Genomic DNA, 23,718 nt, shown 5'->3' on the forward strand with positions numbered 1-23,718 from the left:
CGAGACCGCCGATTCATGAGCCCGACCCTTTCGCGACGCGCCCTTCTTCTCTCGCTTGCAGCGTCCGGCGCGGCGCCGCTGCTTCGGCCGGCACCGGCCCGGGCCGCCATACCGGGCGGATCGCGCACGATCTGCTATATCGGCGGCTATAACAAGCATGCGCCGCCGGGCGGCGCCGGCAACGGGCAGGGCATAGCGGTATTCGAGATGAACCGGGAGACGGGTGCGCTGACCCCGCTCACCACCTATGTCGACATCGCCAGCCCCTCGTTCATCACGCTGTCGGCCGATACGCGCTTCCTCTACGCCCTGAGCGAGATCGACGATTTCAACGCCGCCCGAGACGGGTGCGTCACGGCGTTTTCGGTCGATCGGACGTCGGGCGAACTGACCATGCTGAACCGGGCCAGTTCGGGCGGCTCCATCCCGGCGCATCTCAGCCTGGATCATTCCGGGCGCTATGTCCTTGTCGCCAACTATGTCGGCGGCAGCATCGGGGTCCTGCCCATCCGGCCCGACGGCAGCCTGGGGGACCCGACGGACGTGGTGCACAATACCGGCCCCAGGATGCCGGAGCGCGCGGAGGACAATCCGCCTGGCAATTACGCCGTCAGCGATCATTCCGGACCCCATCCGCATATGGTGGCCTGCGATCCGTCCGGCCGGTACGTGCTGGCCTGCGACGCCGGGCTGGATCGTGTGTATGTCTGGACGCTGGACCTCGCCACGGGAAAATTGCGGCCGGCCGCGACGCCATACATCGCCCTGATGCCGGGGTCGGCCCCCCGTCATTTCGCCTTCGGCCATGACGGACGGATCGTCTACATCCTGTGCGAACAAAATTCGAAGGTGATCGTGGCGACCTTCGATCCCCGAACCGGCGCGTTGGTCCCGCAGCAGAAGGTCAGCACCGTGACCCCCTATTTCCAGGGAAGCTCGCTTGCGGCGGAAATCCTGGTGTCGCCGAACGGTCGCTATGTCTATGCGTCCAACCGGCTGGGCGATTCGCTGGCAATTTTCCGAGTCAGTCCCGACGGCTCGCTGACCCTGATCGACGAAGTCTGGATGCACGCCGATTACGGACGCGCGATGATGTTCGATCCCAGCGGAAAATTCCTGTTCTGTGCCAACCAGCGCAGCGACTCCGTGACGTCCTTCAGGGTCAATCCGGAAACCGGCGCCCTGGATTTCACCTGGCATTTCACCCCGGTCGGCAGCCCGACGACCTTCGCTTTCATGCACACCGCCTGAACCCTCCGAAAACGCCCGCAGGGGCGTTGCCGGGGAGCGCGGCGGGCCTCTTCAGTCCGCTACCATGCAGGCGATGTAGTTCACGCTCAGATCGTGACTTTCGCGCCAGCCGCGAATGGCGGGCACCATACCGGCGATGTCGGACACGCGCAGGCCCGCCTGGCCGGCGAGGCCGCCCAGTTCGACCGGGGTGATGAATTTCCGCCATTCGTGCGTCCCCGGCGGCAGCAGGCGCAGGATGTATTCCGCCCCGATCTTGGCCGTTGCCAGCGCGCGCAGCGAGCGGTTGAGCGTTGACAGGATGAGGGTGCCGCCGGGGCGCAGCATGCCGGACAGCAGGCGCAGGAAGGCCGCGGGATCGGTCACGTGCTCGATCACCTCCAGCGCCGTGATGACGTCGAAGCGCGCCCCTTCGGCCTGGAGATCCTCGGCGCTGCCGACCCGATAGGCCAGGGGGCCGCTGCCCGGGGGCAGGGGGTTGCGTTCCAGATGCATCCGCCCCGCGGAAATCGCCGCGGCCGCCGCATCCAGGCCCAGCACGTCATATCCCAGCCGGGCCAGCCCCTCGCTGGCCAGGCCGGCGCCGCACCCGATATCCAGCACCTGCCGCAGCCGTCCGCTATCGTCGCGGGGCGCGGGAAGGTGCCGGCGCGCCCAGTCGATCCGCAGGCCGTTCATGGCATGCAGGGGCCGCATCGGGCCGGACGGATCCCACCACCGGTCGGCCAGGGCGCTGAAGCGCGCGATTTCGTCCGGTGCGACGGACAATCCTGCCGGAAGGGACGAATCGTTGACCTGCATGGCGCCACTACCTTTCCACTTGCCATCTCCCGCTGGACGGCGCAGCGGGGGAAGGCTATGTGACGCGCCTTACAGATAACCGCAATGCCCCGGCTGCCGCCCAGGCGGCGCCCGTCGGGCTGGATCGGCCGTCACGCCGAGCTGGAGAGCCTCGTCCATGTTTCCTACCGTACCGCGGATCGTGATGAAATTCGGTGGCACTTCGGTGGCCGATATAGATCGCATTCGCGCCGTAGCGGAAAAAGTGCGCAAGCAGGTCGCGTCCGGCTGCGAGGTCGCGGTCGTCGTCTCGGCGATGTCCGGAGTCACGAACCGCCTGGTCGGCTATTGCCAGTCGCTGTCGGCGTTGCACGATGCGCGCGAATATGATGCCGTCGTCGCGACGGGCGAACAGGTTACCAGCGGCCTGCTGGCCATCGCCCTGCAGGCGATCGGGGTGGACGCGCGATCCTGGCAGGGATGGCAGATTGCCCTGAATACGGACGACGCGCACGGCAAGGCCCGGATCGCGTCGATCAATGGCGCGGCGCTGATCGAACGGATGCAGGCGGGGCAGGTGCCCATCATTGCCGGCTTCCAGGGGGTCACCCCCGACGGGCGGATCACGACGCTGGGCCGGGGCGGGTCGGATACCTCGGCGGTCGCGCTGGCGGCGGCGCTGAAGGCCGATCGCTGTGACATCTACACGGACGTTGACGGCATCTACACCACCGACCCGCGCATTGTTGCGAGGGCGCGGAAGCTGGATAAGATCACGTACGAGGAAATGCTCGAACTGGCGTCGGTCGGGGCCAAGGTGCTTCAGACCCGCAGTGTCGAACTGGCGATGAAGGAACGGGTGCGTGTGCAGGTGCTGTCAAGCTTTGTCGACGGCCCGGCGCCCACGGAAGGCAGCCTGCCGGGTTCATTAGTGGTGGATGAGGACGAAATAGTGGAAAAGGAACTGGTCGCCGGCATCGCCTATTCCCGCGACGAAGCCAAGATTTCCGTCAGAAGGGTGCCCGATCGGCCGGGGATCGCGGCGGCGATTTTCGGGCCGCTGACGGCCGCGAACGTCAATGTCGACATGATCGTGCAAAGCACCGGTGCCGACGGCCTGACGAACATGACGTTCACCACCAGCAAGTCGGACCTCGCCCGCGCCATCCAGTCGCTGGAACAGGCCCGCGACATCATCCAGTACGGCGAACTGGTCACGGACGATGACGTGGTGAAGATCAGCGTCGTCGGCGTCGGCATGCGCTCGCATGCGGGGGTGGCCAACACGATGTTCCGGACCCTGTCGGATCGCAACATCAACATCCAGGTCATCTCCACCAGCGAGATCAAGGTTTCGGTCCTGATCGCGGCGGAATATGCCGAACTGGCGGTTCGTGCCCTGCACACCGCCTATGGCCTCGACGCTGCCTGACATGGTGATGGACAACATGATCGTGGCACCGACCGAGGATACGGCGCAGCGCGCCGCCGCCCGCGCCAGGCTGGACCGGCTGTGGGCCGCCGGCACCGCCTTCCTCGGCACCGAGTTCGCCATCCTGGCCGGCGCGATGTCGTGGGTCAGCGAACGGAACCTGGTGTCGGCGATCTCCAACGCCGGGGGGTTCGGAGTGCTGGCCTGCGGGGCGATGGAGCCCGACCGGCTGGCCGAGGAAATCGCCGCCACGCAGGCCCTGACCAGCCGCCCGTTCGGCGTCAACCTGATTACGATGCATCCGCGGCTGGACGATCTGGTCCGCGTCTGTATCGAGGCGGGGGTGGCGCATGTGGTGCTAGCCGGCGGCATTCCGCCGGGGCCGGCGATCCGCGCCATCAAGGATGGCGGGGCGAAGGTGATGGCGTTCGCGCCCGCCTTGGTCCTGGCCAAGCGTCTGGTCCGCATGGGCGTCGACGCCCTGGTCATCGAAGGGGCCGAGGCCGGCGGCCATGTCGGCCCGGTGTCGCTGACGGTCCTGGCGCAGGAAGTCCTGCCGTTCATCCGCACGGTTCCGGTCTTCGTGGCCGGCGGGCTGGGGCGGGGTGAGGCCATCCTGTCCTATCTGGAACAGGGCGCGGCCGGCGCGCAGTTGGGGACCCGCTTCGCGGCTTCGGAAGAAAGCATCGCGCACGAACGCTTCAAGGCCGCGTTCGTCCGCGCGAACGCGCGTGACGCGGTGACGTCGGTGCAACTGGACGAGCGCTTCCCCGTCATCCCGGTGCGGGGCTTGTCGAACGCCGGCGGCCGGCGGTTCCTGCAGCACCAGGCGGATACCATCCAGCGGTTCCTGAGCGGCGAACTGACGCGGGAAGAGGCACAGCTGGATATCGAACATTTCTGGGCGGGCTCGCTGCGCCGGGCGGTCGTCGAGGGGGATGTGGAAAACGGATCGGTCATGGCCGGGCAATCGGTGGGCATGATTTCAGCCGTGCAGCCGGTCGCGTCCATCATTGCCGAACTGGTCGACCAGGCCGTCGAGGCGCTGGTGCGGCGCGAGGCGCCGGCGGGGGAATCGTGACCGACGGCGGCGACGCGCCGGAACCGGCTGCCGGGACCAGGGCGGCCGACACCCCGCAAGGGGTCGGGCCCACGCTGCGCGCGCGACGCGAACAACTGGGCTGGGGGCTGCCCGACGTGGCCACTTGGCTGCGCCTCCGCCTGTCTTTTCTCGAGGCCCTGGAAGAAGGCCGCCTGAAAGATCTGCCGGGCAACGTCTATACCGTGGGCTTCCTGCGCACCTATGCGACGGCGCTGGGGCTGGACGGCGAGGCGATGGTCCATCGTTTCAAGGCCGAGGCCCGGGGCAGCATCGACTACCGGCCGGAACTGTCGTTTCCGGCCCCTGTGCCCGACCGGAGTGTGCCGGCCGGCGTCATCGCATTGCTGGGTGGCCTGGTCGTCATCGGGGCCTATGTCGGCTGGTATCGGATGACGGGGTTCCAGACCACGCCGCCGCAGCAGGTGCCGTCCGTCTCGTCGGCCATTCCGGGGATGGCCCGTCAGGCCGCGACCTCGCCACAGGTGGCCTCGGTCCTGCCGCCGCCGGATCAGGCGCCGGTTCGTCCGCCGCAGCCTTTGTCCAGCGCCGAAAAATCGGCCCTCACCGGGGACGGCGCGTCATCCGCGCCCGCCATGCCAGCGCCGACGCCGCCGCCCACCTCGGCCCCTGTCCCGGCCCCGGTTCCCGCCGCCGGACCTGCGGGCACATCGCTCGCCGCTGCTTCGCCGGCCCAAACGGCCGACGCGCCGGCCGCGCCCCAGGCATCCGCTCCGGGCCAGATGACCCTGAGCGCATCGGCCCAGACCTGGGTGCAGGTCAGGGTTGCGGGTGGTCCGGTCATCTACGATCATATCCTGCAAGCTGGCGAAAGCTGGTCCCCGCCGGTGGACAAGGACAATCTGCTGCTGACGGTCGGCAATGCCGGCGGACTGGTATTGAGCAGCGGAGGCGTAACCACCCAGCCGCTGGGCCGGAACGGCGCTGTCCGCCGCAACCTGCCGCTGACGCCCGATGCGATCCGAAGCGGGGCCATCGTTGCAGCCCCATCGGCGCCCCCCGCGGCACGCCAGGTCGCGAACCCGCAGGCGCCGACCGGCGGGGCAGGGCATGGCCCGGCGGTTGCGCCGCCGGCCGTGTCTGCACCGCCTCCGAACGTTCCGCCTGCCGTCCCGTCAGGGGGCGGTCACTAATCTTGTGCCGGTGCGGGCTGGTCAAGAGAGGCGCTTTTTGGCAGGAAGCACCGACGGGAAGGCACCTGGCCGTCAGGCCGTCGGATAGAACCGTGTTACCATCGCCTCATCCGGAGGGCAGACCATGAGCAGCTATCGTCCGTATCAGCATATCGAACGTCGCAAGTCGCGGCAGATCCATGTTGGCAAGGTCCCTGTCGGCGGCGACGCACCGGTGTCGGTGCAGACGATGACCAACACCCTGACCACGGACGCCGAGGCGACGATCGCCCAGATCCGCCGGGCCGAGCTGGCGGGCGTCGACATCGTGCGCGTGTCATGCCCCGACGAGGAAAGCACCGCCGCCCTGGCCGAGATCGTGCGCGAAGTGAACGTGCCGATCGTCGCCGACATCCATTTCCACTACAAGCGCGCGATCGAAGCCGCCCAGGCTGGCGCCGCCTGCCTGCGGATCAACCCGGGCAATATCGGCAGCCCCGAGCGCGTGCGCGAGGTCGTGAGGGCGGCGAAGGATCATGGCTGCTCGATCCGGATCGGCGTGAATGCCGGGTCGCTGGAAAAGCACCTGCTGGAAAAATACGGCGAGCCGAACCCCGACGCGCTGGTCGAAAGCGCGCTGGAACATGCCAAGATCCTGCAAGATCACGATTTTCACGAATTCAAGATCAGCGTGAAGGCGTCCGATGTCTTCCTGGCGGTTGCCGCCTACCAGCAACTGGCCGAAGTCTGCGACCACCCGCTGCATATTGGCATCACCGAGGCGGGCAGCCGGCGCGCCGGCACCGTCAAATCCTCGATCGGCCTGGGCAATCTGCTGTGGGCGGGCGTCGGTGATACGATGCGCGTGTCCCTGTCGGCCGAGCCCGAAGAGGAAGTCCTGGTCGGGTGGGACATCCTCAAATCGCTGGGCCTGCGCCATCGCGGGGTGAAGATCATTTCCTGCCCGTCCTGCGCGCGCCAGGGTTTCAATGTCATCCAGACCGTGCAGACGCTGGAAGACCGGCTGGCGCACATCCAGACGCCGCTGACGCTGTCGATCATCGGCTGCGTGGTCAACGGCCCCGGCGAGGCCCTGATGACCGATATCGGCCTGACCGGCGGCGGATCGGGCCGCCACATGGTCTATTCCGCCGGCCGTCAGGACCACACCATCCCGGCCGACGACATGATCGAGCACATCGTCGACCTGGTCGAAAAGAAGGTCGAAGTCCTGCAGGCCGAGGATGCCGCCCGCAAGGCGGAAGCCGAGGCCCAGGCCGTCCTGTCCACCGCGCTCTAACGACCCAGGCCGTCCGAAGACGGCATCGGCGGTCGCGCCTAGTATCTTGGGGTCCCGCCTTTGAAATTCGTTTGCGAATTCAGAAGCAGGACCCTGGTCCATGTCAGGAATTCCATTCGTGAGCAGCTTGCAACCCGTCCGTGGCACCCATGACCTGATCGGCGAGACGCAGCGGCGCCATGCCCATGTGGTCGAGACCGCGCGGCGGATTGCCGGCCTGTACGGGTTCGACGAATGGGCGACGCCGATCTTCGAGGATACGCGCGTCTTCGCCCGGTCCCTGGGTGACACTTCGGATGTCGTGTCCAAGGAGATGTATTCGTTCGAGGATCGCGGCGGCGAATCCCTGACGCTGCGGCCCGAGGGTACGGCAGGGGTATGCCGGGCTCTGGTGACCAACGGCCTGACGCAGTCGCTGCCCCAGAAAATATTCTATGCGGGGCCGATGTTCCGCTACGAACGTCCGCAGAAGGGGCGCTACCGCCAGTTCCACCAGATCGGGGTGGAACTGATCGGCGCGGCCGAACCCCTGGCGGACGCCGAGACGATTGCGATGGGCCGCGACATCCTGCGGGCGCTGGGCATCGCCGATGAAACGGTGCTGGAGCTGAATACGCTGGGCGATGCCGAAAGCCGCACCGCATGGCGTGCCGCGCTGGTCGCCTATTTCACCGAGGTCAAGGACCAACTGTCCGAGGACAGCCGCAACCGCCTGGAACGCAATCCGTTGCGCATCCTCGACAGCAAGGCGCCGCAGGACCGGGCGCTGGTCGCCGATGCGCCGATGATCGGCGCGTTCCTGACCGACGACGCGCGCGCCTTCTGGGACGGGCTGCGGTCGGCGCTGGACCTGCTGGGAGTGCCGTTCCGCGAAAATCCGGGCATCGTGCGCGGGCTGGATTATTACGGCCATACCGCCTTCGAATTCGTGACCGAACGCCTGGGCGCGCAGGGTACCGTGCTGGCGGGCGGCCGCTATGACGGGCTGGTGGCCGAGATGGGCGGGCCGCGCACGCCGGCCATCGGCTGGGCCGGCGGCATTGAGCGGCTGTCGATGCTGCTGGAGGCGACGCCGCCCGCGCCGCGTCCCGTGGCGATCGTACCCATGGGCGATGCGGCCGGCGGTGTTTCCGTCATGCTGCTGCAGGCCCTGCGCGCCAGCGGAATCCGGGCCGAGATCGCCTATCGCGGCAATGCCAAGCGCCGGCTGGAACGGGCGAACCGGATCGGGGCAACCCATGCCGTCCTGATCGGCGAGGACGAGATCGCGCGCGGTGTGGCGCAGGTCAAGGCGCTGGACGAAGGAAGCCAGGGCGAAATCGCGCTGGACGCGGTGGTCGCCTATCTTGCCGGGGCGATGCGCGGGTAACGATCATGGGGCTCGACGACAGGCTGGACAGGATCGTCGCACGGTCCGAGGAATTGCAGGCGATGCTGTCCCAGGGGCTGGATGGCGAAGCCTTCAGCAAGGCCTCGCGCGAATATGCCGAGCTCGAGCCGATCGTGACGAGGATCGGCGAACTGCGCCAGGCCGAGCAGGAGGAACGTCAGTCGCAGGCCCTGCTGTCCGACCCCGAAATGCGGGAGTTGGCGGAGATGGAATTGCAGGCGCTGCGCGCGCGCATTCCCGATATCCGGCAGGATATCCGCATCGCCATGCTGCCGCGCGACGAGGCCGACGAACGCAGCGCGATCCTGGAAATCCGCCCGGCGGCCGGCGGGGACGAGGCTGCCTTGTTCGCGGCGGCCCTGTTCGACGCCTATCGCCGCTATGCCGCGCTGCGGGGGTGGCGGTTCGAGGTCATGGAATTCGACGAATCCGAACTGGGCGGCCTGCGCGAAGGCATCGCCAACATCACCGGGCGTGGCGTCTTCGCGCGGCTGAAATACGAATCGGGCGTGCATCGGGTCCAGCGCGTGCCGGCGACCGAAAGTCAGGGGCGCATCCATACTTCGACCGTGACCGTGGCCGTCCTGCCAGAGGCCGGCGACGTCGACGTGCAGATCAATGATGGCGACCTGCGGATTGATGTCTATCGCGCGTCCGGTGCGGGCGGCCAGCATGTCAACAAGACCGAAAGCGCGGTGCGCATCACCCATCTGCCCACGGGGCTGGTGGTGGCCATGCAGGAAGAAAAGAGCCAGCACAAGAACCGCGCCAAGGCGATGAAGATCCTGATGGCCCGCCTGTACGAACGCGAACGTGCCGCCGCCCACGCCACCCGCGCCGCCGATCGCAAGTCGCAGGTGGGAACGGGCGACCGGTCGGAACGGATCAGGACCTACAATTTTCCGCAGGGGCGGGTGACCGACCACCGCATCAATCTGACCGCCTACAAGATCGATCGGGTCATGGCCGGCGAATTCGATGAATTCGTCGATGCGCTGACCCAGGACGAGCAGGCGACCCTGCTGGCGGCGGAAGGGCTGTAGCAGGCCGGTCCCACCGTTACGAGGATGGCGCGGCGCATAGGCTGGACCGCCCGGTGTGGCGTTCCACCACGGTGGGGTCTTCAGGGTCGGACAGGTAGAATTCGGTGAAATTCCGCGTGCCCAGGGCGTCCAGCGTGTGCCCGTCGGGGTGATGCAGGACGCCTTCGCCGTTGACCTCGTGCATTTCGGTGCGCCCATCGGGCAGGCGCAGGGTAATCTCGCCACACAGCACATAGCTGTGGTTCATGCGCTCGGCCGGGGTTTCGATCCGGGCGATCTGATGTGGGTGGTCGGCGTCCAGGCGGAACGTGGCGGCAAGCTGGTCATCGACATAGAGTCGGGATATTTCCGACACTTCAGACTGGGCCCGCATATCGACCACGACGAACGACCCGGCACGGGCCTGCCGCAGCGGTGCCGCCAGGGCCAGGCCGGCCAACACGACGCAAACGCATATCCGTGGACGGACGGGAACGTTCATGGAGGCAAGATTAGGATGGATCATCGTTGAAATGAAAGGGGCGGATACAGCAGGCCATCAGGTGCCGGGGCCGCTTCTGGCCGAAGGGACCGAACGGCTGCGGGCGGCCGGGCTGGACAATCCACGGCGCGAGGCGCGGCTGCTGATGGCCCATGTCCTGCGGACCGACCTTGCGGGCCTGCTGGCGCGGCAAAATGTGGACATGGCGGCAAGCCGGGCGTTCTTCGATGCGGTCGGCCGCCGCGCGGCGCATGAACCGATCGCCTATATTACCGGTCATGCCGGTTTCTGGTCCCTGGATCTGGAAACCTCGCCGGCCACCCTCATTCCGCGTCCCGACAGCGAAACGCTGATCGAGGCCCTGCTGCACCACCGCCCGGATCGCGCATCGGTTCGCAGCGTGCTGGACCTGGGAACGGGCACGGGCTGCCTGTTGCTGGCCGCCTTGTCCGAATATGACGACGCCTGGGGGCTCGGGGTCGATATCGCGCCTGACGCCGCCCGTCTGGCCGCCCGTAATGCCCGCCGTACAGGGCTGGGGGCGCGATGTGCCATGATCAACGGCAGTTGGACGTCGGCGATCCAGGACAGGTTCGACGTCGTATTCAGCAACCCACCCTACATTCCGCACGGGGATCTGCCTGGGCTGATGCCCGACGTGCGCGACCACGAACCCCCACGGGCGCTGGATGGCGGGATGGACGGGCTGGACGCCTACCGTATTCTGACGGCTGCCTTACCGTCGCTTCTGGCGCATGGCGGCATTGCGATTTTCGAAATCGGGATCGGTCAGGAACGCGACATGCCGATGCTGGCGCGGCAGGCGGGGCTGGAAATCCTGGACGTCCGTGCCGATCTGGGCGGTATTCCGCGTGCAGTCCTGATGCAGAATTGCAGGTGTTGAACAAAAAACCATTTGGCAGAGCGTGTATAAGGGAATAAATTGCCCGTGGAATGCCGGCAGGGGGCGTATGGCTCCTCATAGCTGCCGCGTCCCGATCCTGAACGCATGACAATGGATCTGACCGCAAAGGCGGCAGAAAACTGCGATCGTTGCGTAGGGCGATGGGATCACATGCCGGGTGGTATGCCGGGCACCCAAAATGGCAATAGGGGACAGGTGGTCCCGACGGTTCCCCGATGGCGACCGTTAACAGGAAAGTGCTGCGACAGCTTATGAACATGAAACGCATGCGAGGCCGTCACCATCGTACGGGCGGCAGCAGTGGCGGCGGTGGCGGTAGTGTACGCCAGCAGAACGGCCAGATCCCGCTGAACCGGAACCATGTGTTCGACAGCAATGGCCCTGATCTGCGTATTCGCGGAACGGCCCAGCAGTTGTTTGAAAAATATCTGCAACTGGGCCGCGACGCCAGCGGTTCGGGCGACCGGGTCATGGCGGAAGCCTACTTCCAGCATGCCGAACATTATTTCCGCATTCTCAACGCCATGACCCAGGCGGCGCAGCAGAACCAGCAGGAACGCCAGGCGCGTCAGCGTCCCGCCGCCGCCGCCGCCAGCGATGACAGCGAGGGCGACGTGCCTGCGCCGGCCGAAGACGTGTCGAATGACAAGGGCAAGCCGCAGGCCGACGTGGAACTGGCTTCGGCCGAGGTCTGACCTTCCCCCGCAAGGCCTGCCCGGAACATATGCTCCGGGCAGGCCCGATCGCGGATCAGGCGGGATCGGACAATACGGTCCGGATGGCGCGGGTTAGCTGCGCCAGTTCCACCGGTACGATGGTAAAGGATGGCGTCAGATAGACGATCGTCCGGAATGGGCGGATCCAGACGCCCTGGCCGACAAGGCGCGCCTTCAGGCGATTCATATCCTCGATCCGGTCCAGTTCCACGACGCCGATGGCCCCCATGACCCGCACATCCCGGACGCCCGGCAGGCTGCGACACGGCTCCAGTTCCGTGCGCATCTGCGTGCCGATCGCCGCGATCTGTTCCAGGCGCGGTTCGCGCTCGAACAGGTCCAGCGACGCGTTGGCGCAGGCGCAGGCCAGTGGGTTGGCCATGAAGGTCGGACCGTGCATCAGGGCATGGAGCGGATCGTCGGACAGAAATGCCTCATGGACATGCCGCCGGGCGACGGTCGCGGCCAGGGGAACGGTGCCGCCCGACAGCGCCTTCGACAGCGTCACGATATCGGGCACCACCCCGGCCTGCTGGCAGGCGAAGAATGTACCTGTGCGTCCGAACCCGGTGAAGATTTCGTCGAAGATCAACAGGATGCCATGGCGATCGGCGAGGGTGCGCAGACGGCGCAGGGTCGCCGGATCGTGGAAGACCATTCCGCCCGCGCCCTGAACCAATGGTTCGACCAGGATCGCCGCCACATTCTCACCTTCGGTGGTCAGCAGCGCGTCCAGCGCCGCCCGCGATGCGTCGTCGCGGGGCAGGTCGGCGATGAAGTGGGTCGGCAGGACCCCTGAAAACAGGCTGTGCATCCCTTCCTCGGGGTCGCAGACGGCCATCGTTGCCAGCGTGTCCCCATGGTAGCCGCCACGAAACGCCACCAGGCGGGTGCGCCGGCTTTCGCCCCGGTTCAGCCAGTACTGGATCGCCATCTTGATGGCGACCTCGACGGCGACCGAACCGGAATCGGTGAAGAACACGCGCTCCAGGTCGCCCGGCAGCAGGTCGGCCAGGCGACGCGCCAGACGCAGCGCCGGTTCATGCACCAGTCCGCCGAACATGACATGCGGCATGCGCGCCAACTGTTCGATGGCGGCCTGCCGGATGTAGGGGTGGTTATACCCGTGGCAGGCCGTCCACCAGGACGCGATACCGTCGATCAGTTCGCGACCATCGGCCAGGCGGATCCGGCAGCCGTCGGTCGCGACGGCGGCCAGCGGGGGCGATGCCGTTTGCATCTGCGTGTAGGGCAGCCAGATATGGGGCAATCCGGCCTCGAACCAGTCCGGCGCGGTCATCGCTGCGTCCTCCGACATCATAGACGGGAATTGACCGGCACCCTGGGGTCCGGCAGAAAACGTCGCTTCATGACCCGTTTCGATCCTTTTTTCCAGAGCGCCCTGGACGACCTGTCCCGACGACAGGTGCGTCGCAGCCTGTCGCCGGTCGAGCGGGAGGGGCCGGTGGTCGTCCGCAGGGACGGCGCAAGGCTGCTGAATTTTTCGTCGAACGATTATCTGGGCCTGTCCTGGCATCCTGCCCTGCGCCAGCGCGCTGCGGAATGGACCGACCGGTTCGGAACCGGCAGCGGTGCGTCGCGGCTGGTGACGGGCACCAGCGCGCAGCATCTGGCGGTCGAGGACAAGCTGGCCCGTTTCAAGGGCACGGAGGCCGCCCTGCTGCTGGCGTCGGGCTGGCAGGCTAATGCCGCCGTCCTGCCGGCCTTGTTCCGCCTGTCGGTCGAGCAGACCGGTGCCCCGGCCCTGGTCTTTACCGACCGGCTGAACCACGCCAGCCTGCATCACGGCTGCCTGGCCGCCGGCGTAAGGCAGATCCGCTTCGCGCATAACGATCTCGACCATCTTCAACGGCTTCTGGAACAGAGGCGCACCGAGGCCGGCCTGCGCTTCTTCGTGACCGAAAGCGTGTTCAGCATGGATGGCGACCGTGCGGACGTCGCGGCCCTGCGCGCTCTGGCCGATCGGCACGACGCCTTCGTGTATCTGGACGAGGCCCATGCGACCGGCGTCCTGGGGCCCGGCGGCCGGGGATTGTCCGTCGCGGCCGGCGGCGTCGACCTGACCATGGGAACGTTCAGCAAGGCCCTGGGCGGGTTCGGCGCCTATATCGCGGGGTCACGGGCGCTGTGCGACTGGCTGATCAGCACCTGTTCGGGATTCATCTATACGACGTCCCTGCCGCCGGGGGTACTGGGCGCGATCGACGCGGCGCTCGACCTCGTGCCCAGTCTGGACCATGAACGCCGCCGTCTGGCCGACATGGCTGACCGGGTGCGGTCGAGCGTCGCGGCGCTGGGGCTGTCCACGGGGGCGTCCAGCACCCAGATCGTCCCGATCATGGTAGGGCAGTCCGGAGCGGCGCTGGCCCTGGCAGAGGCAATGGCGGCGCGCGGCATCGTCGGCACGGCGATCCGACCACCGACGGTACCAGCGGGCGGCGCCCGCATCCGCCTCGCGCTCAGCGCTGCACATGAGGACGACATGATCGACAGCCTGCTGCATGCGCTGGGCGCCGCCGTGAAGGAGCTCGGCCTTGGCATCTGATGCGCCGGATGGGGCCGGAACGGCATCCGTGCCCGGCCTCCTGTTCGTGCATGGGTGGGGATTTGACCCCGATTTCTGGACCCCCGTGCGCTCCGCTTTGGGCAGGGCAGACGGAATCGACCTCGATTTCGGATTTTTCGGGCCGGAACGGATGGCGGCGCGCCCGGCACGCCCCTTCGTGGCCGTCGGTCATTCGCTGGGGGCGTTGTGGCTGCTGCGCCATCGCCCCGAAAGGTGCATCGGGATGGTGCTGATCAACGGCTTTGCCCGCTTCAGCGCGGCAGCGGATTTTCCCCCGGGTGTACCGCCCCGCGTCGTCGGGCGCATGATCCAGGGGCTGGAACAGAATCCCGACGACGTTGTCCTGACATTCCGCCGTCGCGCGGGAATCGCCGCCGGCCTGCCGGGTCCGGCGCAGGCCGGGCGACTGGCGGCCGGACTGGCGATGCTGCGTGACGAAGACGCCCGCCCTGCACTGGACGAGAGAGCGAGCAGCGCGATTCTGCCGCCCATGACCGTTCTTGCCGGGCAGGACGATCCGATCGTGACGGCCGACATGACACGGGCCAGTTTCAGCACAGGCATGCCGATCGAATGGGTGGCGGATGGCGGACATCTTCTGCCGTTGACCCACCCGGACATCTGCGCCGCCACCATATCGCGGATGACGCAACGGAGCAGGGCCGCATGACGACACGCCGCCAAGCCATCGCCGCACGATTCGGCGGTGCCGAATCGTACGATGCCGCCGCCCGTGTCCAGTTTCTGGTGGCGCGCCGGCTGGCCGACCGCATTGCATCGGCGTATCCCGCCACCCGCCCGCCGGCCCGCATCCTGGAAATCGGATGCGGCACCGGCTTCCTGAGCGACATGCTGCGCCGGATGTTCCCCGATGCCGCCCTGACGGTAACCGACCTGGCCCCCGCGATGGTTGAACGCGCGCGGCGGCGGCTGGCCCCGCTGGGGGGCGATACCCGTTTCCTGGCGATGGACGCGGAAGACCCCGCCCTGGCGGGGGAGAGCTTCGACCTGGTCTGTTCCAGCCTGGCGATGCAATGGTTCGCGGACCGCGCGGGGACGTTAAGCCGGTTGTCCGACCTGCTGGCGCCGGGGGGTACCCTGGCGCTGTCCACCCTGTGCGCCGGCAGTTTCGCCGAATGGCGCGCGGCCTACACCCGGCGGGGCCTGGATTGCCCGATGGCATCCTATCCGGACGTGCGCCATCTGGATGCGGACAGGCCCTGGCCGCTTCAGGGCGGATGGGACAGAGAGACCATCCTCGATCGGCCGGCCACGGCCCTCGGTTTCGTGCGGGAACTGCGCCAGATCGGCGCCTCGCTCCCGCGCGAGGGGGCACGGCCCGCCGACCCGGGCACGTTACGGCGCCTCCTCGGCGATCTGGGGCAGGGCGGAGCGATCACCGCGACCTATGAAATCGGCTACGGGCTTTTTCGCAGGCCGGTGCGGCAGGGTGTTTTCGTCACCGGCACGGATACCGGCGTCGGCAAGACGCTGGTGTCGGCGTGCCTGCTGCGGGCGTGGGATGCGTCCTACTGGAAACCGCTGCAAACCGGCATTGCCGAGGAGACCGCCGACAGCGACACGGTCACGGCGCTGGCCGGCCTGGACGCCGCGCGACTGCACGCGCCTGCGGCAGTCCTGGCGGCGCCCCTGTCGCCCTTCGATGCAGCCGAACGGGAAGGAACTGCGATCAAGGCCGAGGCCATCGCCCTGCCGCCCGCGATCGACGACAGGCCGTTGGTCGTCGAGGGGGCAGGGGGGGTCATGGTTCCCGTCAGCGCCGACTGCATGATGATCGATCTGATCGCCCGCTTCGCGCTGCCGGTGGTGCTGGTCGCGCGCAGCCAGTTGGGCACGATCAACCATACGTTGATGAGTTTGTCGGCCCTGCGGCAAAAGGGGATCGCGGTGGCCGGCGTGATCCTGAACGGACCGCCGTCCCCCGAGGCCCGGCGGGCGATTACTTTATTCGGCGAGGCCCGAATCCTGGCGGAATTTCCGCATCTGGACAGAATCGGACCGGAACAGATCGGACACCTGGCCGGGATGCTGCCATCCTTCGACGCCCTGTGGCAGGAACGCGTTTAAGCGGTCGTTTCTAATACTGCCGCAGCAGGCCGACCAGCAGGCCCTGGATACGCACGCGATCCGATGGAACGATGCGGGATTCATAGCGCGCATTGGCCGGTTCCAGGGCAATCGTGCTGCCGCGCCGGCGCAACCGCTTCAGCGTGACCTCAAGATCGTCGATCAGCGCAACGACGATCTGCCCGTTGTCGGCCGTATCGCTTTGCCGGATGATGACCGTGTCGCCATCCAGGATCCCGGCTTCAATCATCGAATCGCCCGCAACCTCAAGCGCGTAATGGTCGCCCTGGCTCAGCAGGGTCAGCGGGACCTCGATCTGCGCACCGGTGTCGCGCATGGCTTCGATCGGCTGGCCGGCCGCGATCCGCCCATAGAACGGCAGATTGATGGCCCCGGCTTCGGTCGCGACATGGGCTCCGGTCAGGCGGCCGGCGAAATCGCCCTTGATGACGTTGGGCACGAAGGCCTCGGCCGGCAGCGGGGCAGGCGGGTCTTCCTGCGGTGGCGGCGCGATTTCAGGCAAGCGCAGTACCTCCAGTGCGCGGGCACGGTGGTGGCGCCGTTTCAGGAAGTCGCGTTCCTCCAGTGCAGAAATCAGGCGATGGATTCCGGATTTGGAACGCAGGTTCAGCGCATCCTTCATTTCGTCGAAGGATGGGGAAAAACCCGTCTGCTTCAGGTGCCGGTCGATGAACAGCAGGAGTTCATGTTGCTTGCGCGTCAGCATTGGGGGCCCCCGTGATCGTGCCGTTCCGATGGTTGACCGTTCCGTTGCCAGAATTTGGAACAAACAGGAAACCTCTTTTAAATGTTCTATATTGGTTCCTGCCTGCCCGTCAACATCACGGCCTGCCCGAATATCAGATGAACAGATGGTCCAGCCGGATGATCCGGCACATTTCGCCCTGTTCCGCCGCCGGGGCATGGGGCGGGCGGACAAGCAGCGCCTGGCTGTCGGCCAGGGTCCGCAACATGGCCGAATCCTGCCGGGAAAACGCCGTCGCGATCAGGCCGCCGTCGTCCGCGCGGGTCACGCTGGCGCGCAAATGGTCCAGCCGCAGGTCATTGGCGGGCAACGCGCCACCCAGACGCGCCATATCATGTTCCGCCATCAGGTCCGACCGGCCGGACATCGCCCGAATCGCGGGCAGGATGAACAGAATGCCGCAGACCAGGGCCGCCACCGGATTGCCAGGCAGGCCCAGGACGGGCAGCCGGCCGATCCGGCCATGCATCAGGGGCTTGCCCGGGCGCATGGCGATCTTCCAGAAATCGACTTTGAGCCCGATCCGGCCCAACCCCTCCTGCACCAGGTCATAACGCCCCACACTGGCGCCCCCCGCGGTCAGCAGCAGGTCGGCGGTCTCGAGCCCGCCGGCCAGGCGCGCGATCTCGGCTGCGTCGTCGCGGGCGGTCGGCAGGATCAGCGGCGTCCCCCCGCAGGCCCGTACCAGCGTGGCCAGCATGGGCGCATTGGAATTGACGATGCCACCCGGGGGTATGTCCCCCCCTGGCAGGGTGATCTCGTCCCCGGCCGACAGGATCGCGACGACGGGGCGCCGGTGAACCGGCACCCAGGCATGGTTCGCCGCCGCGATCAGCCCGACCTCGCGCGCCAGGATGTGGCGCCCCGCCGGCACGACCGTCTGCCCCAGCCCGAAATCCTGTCCGCGCTTCCGGATATGCCGGCCCGCCACCACGTCGGACAGCACGGTGATCCGCTGGTCCGCCTCCACCAGCGCGTTCTCCTGGATCAGGATACTGTCCGCCCCGGTCGGCACGAGGCTGCCGGTATACAGGCGCACACAGGTGCCGGGTTCCACCCCGCCGTCGAAGGGGTGGCCCGCCGGGCTTTCGCCGATGACGCGCAGCGTGTCGCCTGACCGGCAGTCCGTCGCGCGGACGGCATAGCCATCCATGGCCGATACATCCGCCGGCGGGTTGTCCAGCCGGGCGCCGATGTCGGTCGCGGCGACCCGTCTCCAGGATTCGGCCAGCGGGACCAGCTCGGCTCCCGTCGGCGCAAGGTTCGCCAGAATCCGTTCCTGGGCCTCGGAGACACTCAGCATCTGTCGGATTTTCCCTGTTTCCTGGCGGGATCGGCATATATCTTGCCGATTCGCGCGACTAACGCTTGACCTGAGGGCTGTGTATGCGCATTTTCCGCCGACTTGAACCACTGCTGCACCTGATTGTTCCAGCAGCGGCGGAGCAGTGCTGAGGATTCCATGGCCAAGACCAACACCATCCAGATCAAGCTCGTCTCGACGGCGGACACCGGATACTTCTACGTCACGAAGAAGAACGCCCGTGCCCAGACCGGCAAGCTCGAGATGCGGAAATACGATCCCGTCGCGCGGAAGCATGTCGCCTTCCGTGAAGCGAAGATCAAATAACCCGCTGACGTGTCCACGGGGGGACCTTCCCCCCAAAGGGCATGTCATAAAAAAACCGGGCGGTCCGTTATCGGACCGCCCGGTTTTTTTTGTTCGGCACGCTGTCCCGCGTATCAGTACAGGTGGTCGTGCGGCCCGTAAGGAACGATCAGCTCGTCCGGCCGCGCCAGGTTCAGCATCGCCCGCGACCGCTCGTCCAGCGTGTCGGTGTCCAGCGCGCTTTCCTTCAGGCCCCGTACCCGCCGGCCCCATGCCGCCTGTTCCGACATCGCGTCCTGCTGGGCGGCCCTGGCTTCGTCCAGCAGGCGAAGCTGGGCGGCGTAGCTGTGCAGCCCATGGTCGCCCTGCATGACGTTCCAGCCGAAATAGGCGGTGAGGCCGATGAAAAGGGCAGGGGGAACGACCATGCGGGCCACCCGTCGGATCATCCGGCCGATCTGCATGGGCGATCTTCCCTTTCATCTGTCCCGAACATGCGGGCGGGGCGGTTTTCGGTGGAAATTATTCCCGATCCGGCATGAGGAGGAAACTGTTTTTCTTCCATTTCCCACCGGATCGGGGCGTATTTTTTGGGAAATCAGGCCGATTTCAGGATCGTACGACCCGCGTAGCGGGCCGCCGTGGCCAGTTCGTTCTCGATGCGGATCAGCTGGTTGTACTTGGCTGTCCGGTCTGAACGCGACAGCGAACCCGTCTTGATCTGCCCGCAATTGGTGGCAACGGCCAGGTCGGCGATCGTCGAATCCTCGGTCTCGCCGGACCGATGGCTCATGACGGCGGTGTAGCCGGCGCGATGGGCCATCTCGACCGCCTCCAGCGTCTCGCTCAACGTGCCGATCTGGTTGACCTTTACCAGCAGCGAATTCGCCACCCCGGCCTGGATCCCGCGACGCAGGCGATCGGGGTTGGTGACGAACAGATCGTCCCCGACGAGCTGGACCGTCTTGCCCAGGGTCGCGGTCAGCGTCGCCCAACCTTCCCAATCGTCCTCGGCCAGGCCGTCCTCGATCGACACGATCGGATAGCGGCTGGCCAGGTCGGCCAGATAGGCGACCATGCCGGCCGAATCCAGGGTCTTGCCTTCGCCCTCCATCACGTAGCGACCGTCGCGATAGAATTCGGTCGAAGCGCAGTCCAGAGCGAAGGTCACGTCGTCGCCGGGGCGATAGCCGGCGGCTTCGACCGCCTTGGTGATGAAGCCCAGCGCTTCGTCGGCCGATTTCAGGCCGGGGGCGAAGCCGCCTTCGTCACCGACATTGGTGTTATGGCCGGCGGCCGACAGGCTCTTCTTCAGTTGCGCAAAGATCTCGGACCCGACGCGGACCGCATCGGCAATCGTGGGCGCCCCGACCGGCTGGATCATGAATTCCTGGATGTCGATCGGGTTGTCGGCATGCTGCCCGCCATTGACGATGTTCATCATCGGGACGGGAAGGGTGCGGGCATAGACCCCGCCGACATAGCGATAGAGCGGGACCTGCAGTTCCTCGGCCGACGCCTTGGCTACCGCCAGCGACACGGCCAGGATCGCATTGGCGCCCAGGCGGGCCTTGTTGGGCGTGCCGTCCAGATCGATCATCGCCTCGTCGATCGCGACCTGATCCATCGATTCGGCGCCCTGCAGGGCTTCCAGGATCTCTTTCTCGACGTGTTCGACGGCCTTCAGCACGCCCTTGCCGCCATAGCGCGACTTGTCGCCGTCCCGCAGTTCGACGGCCTCATGGGCGCCGGTCGACGCACCCGAAGGCACGGCGGCGCGGCCCTTGGCGCCCGACGCCAGTTCGACATCGACCTCGACGGTCGGGTTGCCGCGGCTGTCCAGGATCTCACGCGCGATGATATCGACGATAGCACTCATGGATCTGCTTCCTCGTTATGTGGATATTGGGCCCGTTGCTGGTTTGGCCGGAAGACGCAACGGCGACCGGCTCGCCCCACGAAGACCGGAGAGGACGAGGCGGATGTCCCATCGTCCGTCACGATCCGGCATGATGGGGCGCCCCCGTCACGGTGGGAACCATAGCAGGAGGTGATGGAGAAGAACATGAAACGCCTGCCCCTTCTGGCGATCATAATGGGGATCGTCAGCCTGTTTCCAGTCATCGTCTGTTCGGCAGGGGTGATCTTTTTCCCGGCGGATCGTCCGGTGCCCGGCCCCATGATGGCGCTGGTGGAATATTCCGCCCTTCTGCTGGCCTTTAGCGGGGCGATCCATTGGGGGCTGGCGCTGGAGTCGCCGGCAATCCTGTCCGCGCCGGGAACGGCGCGGACCGATAACCGGCGGCTGCTGCTGGGCGGACTGCCCGTTCTGATCGGCTGGCTGGCCATCCACGTGACCTTTCTGGGTCACATGACGACAGGCCTTGCCGTCCTGCTGGCCGGATTCGGAGGTGTTTTTCTGGCGGAGCGGGCTGCATGGCGCAGGGGAGACCTACCCTCAGGCTACCTCGCCCTGCGCCTGTGCGTCACCGTCGTCGTGCTGACGTGCCTTGCGGCCGTCCTTCTGAGCCGGCTTATATAAGCCCGGCCGTCAGGCGTCGGCGCCCTTCGTCAGGCGGTCATAGGCCGCCAGACGCGTGACCAGATCCTTCATTTCTCGGATCGGGATCATGTTGGGGCCGTCGCTGGGCGCGCTGTCCGGATCCTGGTGGGTTTCGATGAATACCGCCGCCACGCCGATCGCCAGCGCGGCCCGAGCCAGAATGGGCGCGAATTCCCGCTGCCCGCCCGACGCGCCGCCCAGGCCGCCCGGCTGCTGGACCGAATGGGTAGCGTCGTAGACGACCGGATAGCCCGTCGTGGCCATGATCGGCAGGCCGCGCATGTCATTGACCAGGGTATTGTAGCCGAAGGTGGTGCCCCGCTCGCACAGCATGATGCGGCTGTTGCCGGTCGATGCGATCTTGGCCGCGACGTTGGCCATGTCCCAGGGGGCCAGGAACTGCCCCTTCTTGACGTTGATCGCAGCTCCGGTCTCGCCGGCGGCCAGCAGCAGGTCGGTCTGCCGGCACAGGAAGGCCGGGATCTGCAGCACGTCCACGGCCTGGGCCGTGGGGGCGCATTGCTCGGCCGTATGCACGTCCGTCAGGACCGGAATGGCAAATCGTTCGCGCACGCGGGCCAGGATTTCCAGCCCCGCGCCCATGCCGACGCCGCGCGCGGCCCCCAGGCTGGTGCGGTTGGCCTTGTCGAACGAACTTTTATAGATCAGCCCGACCCCGGTTTCCTGCGCGATCGCGTGCAGGGCCTCGGCCATCTCCATCGCATGCGATTCGGATTCGATCTGGCACGGCCCCGCGATCAGGGTGAAGGGCCGGTCGTTGGCGACGAGCAGGCCGCCGACGGGAACAGCTACAGGAGCGGTCATACCAGGCGCATCTTCTTGACCGCCGCCTCGACGAAGCCGGAGAACAGCGGATGCGGATCGAACGGCTTGGACAGCAGTTCGGGATGGTACTGCACGGCGATGAACCAGGGGTGGTCCGGATATTCCACGACTTCGGGCAGGACATCGTCGGGGGACATGCCGGAGAATCGCAGCCCCGCCTTCTCCAGGATGTCGCGGTAATGGACGTTCACCTCGTAGCGATGACGATGCCGCTCGCGCACCTCGGTCTCGCCATAGATGTCAGCCACCCGCGACCCGGGGGCCAGCTTGGCCGAGTAGGCGCCGAGCCGCATGGTGCCGCCCAGTTCGCCGCCTTCGCGCCGGCGCAGCCAGTCGTTGCCGCGCGCCCATTCGGTCATGAGCCCGACCAGCGGCTCGTCCGTCGGGCCGAATTCGGTTGAGGAGGCGTTCGGCAGGCCGGCCAGGTTGCGAGCACATTCGATGACCGCCATCTGCATGCCGAAGCAGATGCCGAGGAACGGGATATTATGTTCCCGTGCGAAACGGACGGCCTGGATCTTGCCTTCGGCACCGCGTTCGCCGAATCCGCCGGGAACCAGGATGGCATGCGCGTCCTGCAGGGCTTCGATGGCGGTTTCCGATTTCTCGAAAATCTCCGACTCCACCCAGTCCAGCTTGACCCGCACGCGATTGGCGATGCCGCCATGCAGCAGTGCCTCGATCAGCGATTTATAGGCGTCCAGCAGGGCCGTGTACTTCCCCACGACCGCGATCCGGACCTCGCCCTCGGGGTGGCGTATGGCCTCCAGCACCCGGTTCCACGCCGTAAGGTCGGGTTCCTGGTCGAAGGGCAGGCCGAAATGGCGCAGGACCTCGGTATCCATGCCCTCGGCATGGTACGAGATGGGGCAGGCATAGATGGTGTCGACATCCAGGGCGGCGACCACGGCTTCGGGCCGTACGTTGCAGAAATTGGCGATCTTCCGCCGCTCGTTATCGGGAATCGGGCGGTCGGACCGGCAGAGCAGCATCTGGGGCTGGATGCCCACGTTCTGCAGCTCCTTGACGGAATGCTGCGTCGGCTTCGTCTTCAGTTCGCCGGCCGAGGGAATCCAGGGCAGCAGCGTCAAATGGACGAACATCGTCCGCGCCGCACCCAGATCGTTGCGCAGCTGCCGGATCGCTTCCAGGAAAGGAAGGCTTTCGATGTCGCCCACCGTTCCGCCGATTTCGACCAGGACGAAATCCAGGTCGTCCGTGCCGGCCACCACGGCTTCCTTGATGGCATCGGTGATGTGGGGGATGACCTGGACGGTCGCGCCCAGATAATCGCCGCGCCGTTCGCGGGCGATCACATCCGAATAGATCTGCCCGGTGGTGGCGTTATCGGCCCGGGTGGCATGAACGCCGGTGAAGCGTTCATAATGCCCAAGGTCCAGGTCGGTCTCGGCACCGTCATCGGTAACGAAGACCTCGCCGTGCTGATACGGGCTCATGGTGCCCGGATCGACGTTGAGATAGGGATCGAGCTTGCGTAGCCGGACCCGGTAGCCGCGTGCCTGCAGCAGCGCCGCGAGGGCTGCAGAGGCAATGCCTTTACCGAGGGAGGACACCACGCCGCCAGTGATGAATACAAACCGCGTCATGGACGGCCTCCCTACACCGTTTCGCCCCGCCATGGAAAGCCCATAGTCGACTATATCGACCGGCGGGGAGTGATAAAAATCCGTGTCCCGCGTCAGGGCGCG

At 66.6% G+C, this 23,718-nt stretch carries 23 protein-coding genes; 14 read left to right on the forward strand and 9 right to left on the reverse strand.

Annotation, left to right across the window (positions count from 1 at the left end):
* The first annotated feature begins 15 nt into the window (after positions 1–15).
* Positions 16–1,251, forward strand: a complete 1,236-nt coding sequence (locus HLH34_RS13145) for a lactonase family protein (protein WP_183120037.1) — start codon at positions 16–18, stop codon at positions 1,249–1,251.
* Between the two features lie 51 nt (positions 1,252–1,302).
* On the opposite strand, the gene ubiG is transcribed toward HLH34_RS13145, so the two are convergent.
* Positions 1,303–2,052, reverse strand: coding sequence for a bifunctional 2-polyprenyl-6-hydroxyphenol methylase/3-demethylubiquinol 3-O-methyltransferase UbiG (gene ubiG / locus HLH34_RS13150; RefSeq protein ID WP_183120038.1), 750 nt, complete (start codon positions 2,050–2,052; stop codon positions 1,303–1,305).
* 157 nt (positions 2,053–2,209) lie between these two features.
* Here ubiG and HLH34_RS13155 point away from each other — a divergent pair, with 157 nt between their 5' ends.
* The 6 genes from HLH34_RS13155 (at position 2,210) to prfA (ending at position 9,428) form a co-directional block, all read left to right on the forward strand.
* On the forward strand, positions 2,210–3,463 hold the full coding sequence (locus HLH34_RS13155) for an aspartate kinase (protein WP_183120039.1): 1,254 nt from the start codon (positions 2,210–2,212) through the stop codon (positions 3,461–3,463).
* 1 nt (position 3,464) lies between these two features.
* A complete protein-coding gene (locus tag HLH34_RS13160; protein ID WP_183120108.1) occupies positions 3,465–4,544 on the forward strand; it encodes an NAD(P)H-dependent flavin oxidoreductase in 1,080 nt (359 codons plus the stop codon).
* The gene (locus HLH34_RS13165; RefSeq protein WP_183120040.1) at positions 4,541–5,716 is read left to right on the forward strand and encodes a helix-turn-helix domain-containing protein; all 1,176 of its coding nucleotides are present in this window, start codon (positions 4,541–4,543) and stop codon (positions 5,714–5,716) included. Before HLH34_RS13160 ends, HLH34_RS13165 begins: the two co-directional genes overlap by 4 nt.
* Positions 5,717–5,840: 124 nt before the next feature.
* Complete coding sequence (ispG, locus tag HLH34_RS13170; protein WP_183120041.1) at positions 5,841–6,995, forward strand: flavodoxin-dependent (E)-4-hydroxy-3-methylbut-2-enyl-diphosphate synthase; 1,155 nt, start codon at positions 5,841–5,843, stop codon at positions 6,993–6,995.
* A gap of 118 nt (positions 6,996–7,113) precedes the next feature.
* The gene (gene hisS, locus HLH34_RS13175) at positions 7,114–8,364 is read left to right on the forward strand and encodes a histidine--tRNA ligase (protein ID WP_183120042.1); all 1,251 of its coding nucleotides are present in this window, start codon (positions 7,114–7,116) and stop codon (positions 8,362–8,364) included.
* Positions 8,365–8,369: 5 nt separating this feature from the next.
* Positions 8,370–9,428, forward strand: coding sequence for a peptide chain release factor 1 (prfA, locus tag HLH34_RS13180; protein WP_183120043.1), 1,059 nt, complete (start codon positions 8,370–8,372; stop codon positions 9,426–9,428).
* 16 nt (positions 9,429–9,444) lie between these two features.
* Here prfA and HLH34_RS13185 read toward each other — a convergent pair whose 3' ends face one another.
* A complete protein-coding gene (locus HLH34_RS13185) occupies positions 9,445–9,909 on the reverse strand; it encodes a hypothetical protein (protein ID WP_183120044.1) in 465 nt (154 codons plus the stop codon).
* 31 nt (positions 9,910–9,940) lie between these two features.
* Here HLH34_RS13185 and prmC point away from each other — a divergent pair, with 31 nt between their 5' ends.
* On the forward strand, positions 9,941–10,813 hold the full coding sequence (prmC, locus tag HLH34_RS13190) for a peptide chain release factor N(5)-glutamine methyltransferase (protein WP_183120045.1): 873 nt from the start codon (positions 9,941–9,943) through the stop codon (positions 10,811–10,813).
* A 272-nt stretch (positions 10,814–11,085) separates the two neighbouring features.
* Complete coding sequence (locus HLH34_RS13195; RefSeq protein WP_183120109.1) at positions 11,086–11,529, forward strand: DUF4167 domain-containing protein; 444 nt, start codon at positions 11,086–11,088, stop codon at positions 11,527–11,529.
* 55 nt (positions 11,530–11,584) lie between these two features.
* Here HLH34_RS13195 and HLH34_RS13200 read toward each other — a convergent pair whose 3' ends face one another.
* Positions 11,585–12,850 carry an adenosylmethionine--8-amino-7-oxononanoate transaminase gene (locus HLH34_RS13200; RefSeq protein ID WP_183120046.1) on the reverse strand — a complete coding sequence of 422 codons (1,266 nt, stop codon included), beginning with the start codon at positions 12,848–12,850 and terminating at the stop codon, positions 11,585–11,587.
* 69 nt (positions 12,851–12,919) lie between these two features.
* Here HLH34_RS13200 and HLH34_RS13205 point away from each other — a divergent pair, with 69 nt between their 5' ends.
* Genes HLH34_RS13205 through bioD form a run of 3 tightly spaced genes read left to right on the forward strand, consistent with a single transcriptional unit; the run spans position 12,920 to position 16,225 of the window.
* The gene (locus HLH34_RS13205; protein ID WP_183120047.1) at positions 12,920–14,116 is read left to right on the forward strand and encodes an aminotransferase class I/II-fold pyridoxal phosphate-dependent enzyme; all 1,197 of its coding nucleotides are present in this window, start codon (positions 12,920–12,922) and stop codon (positions 14,114–14,116) included.
* A 28-nt stretch (positions 14,117–14,144) separates the two neighbouring features.
* Positions 14,145–14,807, forward strand: coding sequence for an alpha/beta fold hydrolase (locus HLH34_RS13210; protein WP_264784374.1), 663 nt, complete (start codon positions 14,145–14,147; stop codon positions 14,805–14,807).
* Positions 14,804–16,225 (forward strand): dethiobiotin synthase, encoded by a 1,422-nt coding sequence (gene bioD, locus HLH34_RS13215; RefSeq protein ID WP_183120048.1) that lies wholly within the window; start codon positions 14,804–14,806, stop codon positions 16,223–16,225. The genes HLH34_RS13210 and bioD overlap by 4 nt, the downstream gene beginning before the upstream one ends.
* Positions 16,226–16,235: 10 nt before the next feature.
* Here the strand turns inward: bioD and lexA are convergent, their stop codons facing one another.
* Both lexA and HLH34_RS13225 read right to left on the reverse strand, forming a co-directional pair.
* Positions 16,236–16,952: a transcriptional repressor LexA gene (gene lexA / locus HLH34_RS13220; protein ID WP_183120049.1), complete on the reverse strand. Its 717-nt coding sequence runs from the start codon at positions 16,950–16,952 to the stop codon at positions 16,236–16,238.
* 133 nt (positions 16,953–17,085) lie between these two features.
* Entirely contained in the window at positions 17,086–18,294 is a 1,209-nt protein-coding gene (locus HLH34_RS13225; RefSeq protein WP_183120050.1) for a molybdopterin molybdotransferase MoeA, read from the reverse strand.
* 159 nt (positions 18,295–18,453) lie between these two features.
* Here HLH34_RS13225 and rpmG point away from each other — a divergent pair, with 159 nt between their 5' ends.
* A complete protein-coding gene (gene rpmG / locus HLH34_RS13230; protein WP_176640578.1) occupies positions 18,454–18,621 on the forward strand; it encodes a 50S ribosomal protein L33 in 168 nt (55 codons plus the stop codon).
* Positions 18,622–18,734: 113 nt separating this feature from the next.
* Here the strand turns inward: rpmG and HLH34_RS13235 are convergent, their stop codons facing one another.
* Both HLH34_RS13235 and eno read right to left on the reverse strand, forming a co-directional pair.
* Positions 18,735–19,064, reverse strand: a complete 330-nt coding sequence (locus tag HLH34_RS13235) for an FtsB family cell division protein (protein ID WP_183120051.1) — start codon at positions 19,062–19,064, stop codon at positions 18,735–18,737.
* A 134-nt stretch (positions 19,065–19,198) separates the two neighbouring features.
* Positions 19,199–20,479 carry a phosphopyruvate hydratase gene (gene eno / locus HLH34_RS13240; protein ID WP_183120052.1) on the reverse strand — a complete coding sequence of 427 codons (1,281 nt, stop codon included), beginning with the start codon at positions 20,477–20,479 and terminating at the stop codon, positions 19,199–19,201.
* A 186-nt stretch (positions 20,480–20,665) separates the two neighbouring features.
* Between eno and HLH34_RS13245 the strand changes: the two genes are divergently transcribed.
* Complete coding sequence (locus HLH34_RS13245) at positions 20,666–21,142, forward strand: DUF3429 domain-containing protein (RefSeq protein WP_183120053.1); 477 nt, start codon at positions 20,666–20,668, stop codon at positions 21,140–21,142.
* 9 nt (positions 21,143–21,151) lie between these two features.
* Here the strand turns inward: HLH34_RS13245 and kdsA are convergent, their stop codons facing one another.
* Together kdsA and HLH34_RS13255 are read right to left on the reverse strand one after the other, a co-directional pair.
* Positions 21,152–21,988, reverse strand: a complete 837-nt coding sequence (gene kdsA, locus HLH34_RS13250) for a 3-deoxy-8-phosphooctulonate synthase (RefSeq protein WP_183120054.1) — start codon at positions 21,986–21,988, stop codon at positions 21,152–21,154.
* On the reverse strand, positions 21,985–23,616 hold the full coding sequence (locus HLH34_RS13255; protein WP_183120055.1) for a CTP synthase: 1,632 nt from the start codon (positions 23,614–23,616) through the stop codon (positions 21,985–21,987). The genes kdsA and HLH34_RS13255 overlap by 4 nt, the downstream gene beginning before the upstream one ends.
* Positions 23,617–23,718: the final 102 nt, after the last annotated feature.

It is taken from the genome of Gluconacetobacter azotocaptans (assembly GCF_014174355.1).
GTDB lineage: Bacteria > Pseudomonadota > Alphaproteobacteria > Acetobacterales > Acetobacteraceae > Gluconacetobacter > Gluconacetobacter azotocaptans.

Excerpts from the sequence above, each read along its gene's own strand:
- HLH34_RS13145 (WP_183120037.1), top strand. The coding sequence starts at position 16 with ATGAGCCCGACCCTTTCGCGACGCGCCCTTCTTCTCTCGCTTGCAGCG.
- ubiG (WP_183120038.1), bottom strand. The coding sequence starts at position 2,052 with ATGCAGGTCAACGATTCGTCCCTTCCGGCAGGATTGTCCGTCGCACCG.
- HLH34_RS13155 (WP_183120039.1), top strand. The coding sequence starts at position 2,210 with ATGTTTCCTACCGTACCGCGGATCGTGATGAAATTCGGTGGCACTTCG.
- HLH34_RS13160 (WP_183120108.1), top strand. The coding sequence starts at position 3,465 with ATGGTGATGGACAACATGATCGTGGCACCGACCGAGGATACGGCGCAG.
- ispG (WP_183120041.1), top strand. The coding sequence starts at position 5,841 with ATGAGCAGCTATCGTCCGTATCAGCATATCGAACGTCGCAAGTCGCGG.
- prfA (WP_183120043.1), top strand. The coding sequence starts at position 8,370 with ATGGGGCTCGACGACAGGCTGGACAGGATCGTCGCACGGTCCGAGGAA.
- HLH34_RS13185 (WP_183120044.1), bottom strand. The coding sequence starts at position 9,909 with ATGAACGTTCCCGTCCGTCCACGGATATGCGTTTGCGTCGTGTTGGCC.
- prmC (WP_183120045.1), top strand. The coding sequence starts at position 9,941 with ATGAAAGGGGCGGATACAGCAGGCCATCAGGTGCCGGGGCCGCTTCTG.
- HLH34_RS13195 (WP_183120109.1), top strand. The coding sequence starts at position 11,086 with ATGAACATGAAACGCATGCGAGGCCGTCACCATCGTACGGGCGGCAGC.
- HLH34_RS13200 (WP_183120046.1), bottom strand. The coding sequence starts at position 12,850 with ATGACCGCGCCGGACTGGTTCGAGGCCGGATTGCCCCATATCTGGCTG.
- HLH34_RS13205 (WP_183120047.1), top strand. The coding sequence starts at position 12,920 with ATGACCCGTTTCGATCCTTTTTTCCAGAGCGCCCTGGACGACCTGTCC.
- bioD (WP_183120048.1), top strand. The coding sequence starts at position 14,804 with ATGACGACACGCCGCCAAGCCATCGCCGCACGATTCGGCGGTGCCGAA.
- lexA (WP_183120049.1), bottom strand. The coding sequence starts at position 16,952 with ATGCTGACGCGCAAGCAACATGAACTCCTGCTGTTCATCGACCGGCAC.
- HLH34_RS13225 (WP_183120050.1), bottom strand. The coding sequence starts at position 18,294 with ATGCTGAGTGTCTCCGAGGCCCAGGAACGGATTCTGGCGAACCTTGCG.
- rpmG (WP_176640578.1), top strand. The coding sequence starts at position 18,454 with ATGGCCAAGACCAACACCATCCAGATCAAGCTCGTCTCGACGGCGGAC.
- HLH34_RS13235 (WP_183120051.1), bottom strand. The coding sequence starts at position 19,064 with ATGCAGATCGGCCGGATGATCCGACGGGTGGCCCGCATGGTCGTTCCC.
- eno (WP_183120052.1), bottom strand. The coding sequence starts at position 20,479 with ATGAGTGCTATCGTCGATATCATCGCGCGTGAGATCCTGGACAGCCGC.
- HLH34_RS13245 (WP_183120053.1), top strand. The coding sequence starts at position 20,666 with ATGAAACGCCTGCCCCTTCTGGCGATCATAATGGGGATCGTCAGCCTG.
- kdsA (WP_183120054.1), bottom strand. The coding sequence starts at position 21,988 with ATGACCGCTCCTGTAGCTGTTCCCGTCGGCGGCCTGCTCGTCGCCAAC.
- HLH34_RS13255 (WP_183120055.1), bottom strand. The coding sequence starts at position 23,616 with ATGACGCGGTTTGTATTCATCACTGGCGGCGTGGTGTCCTCCCTCGGT.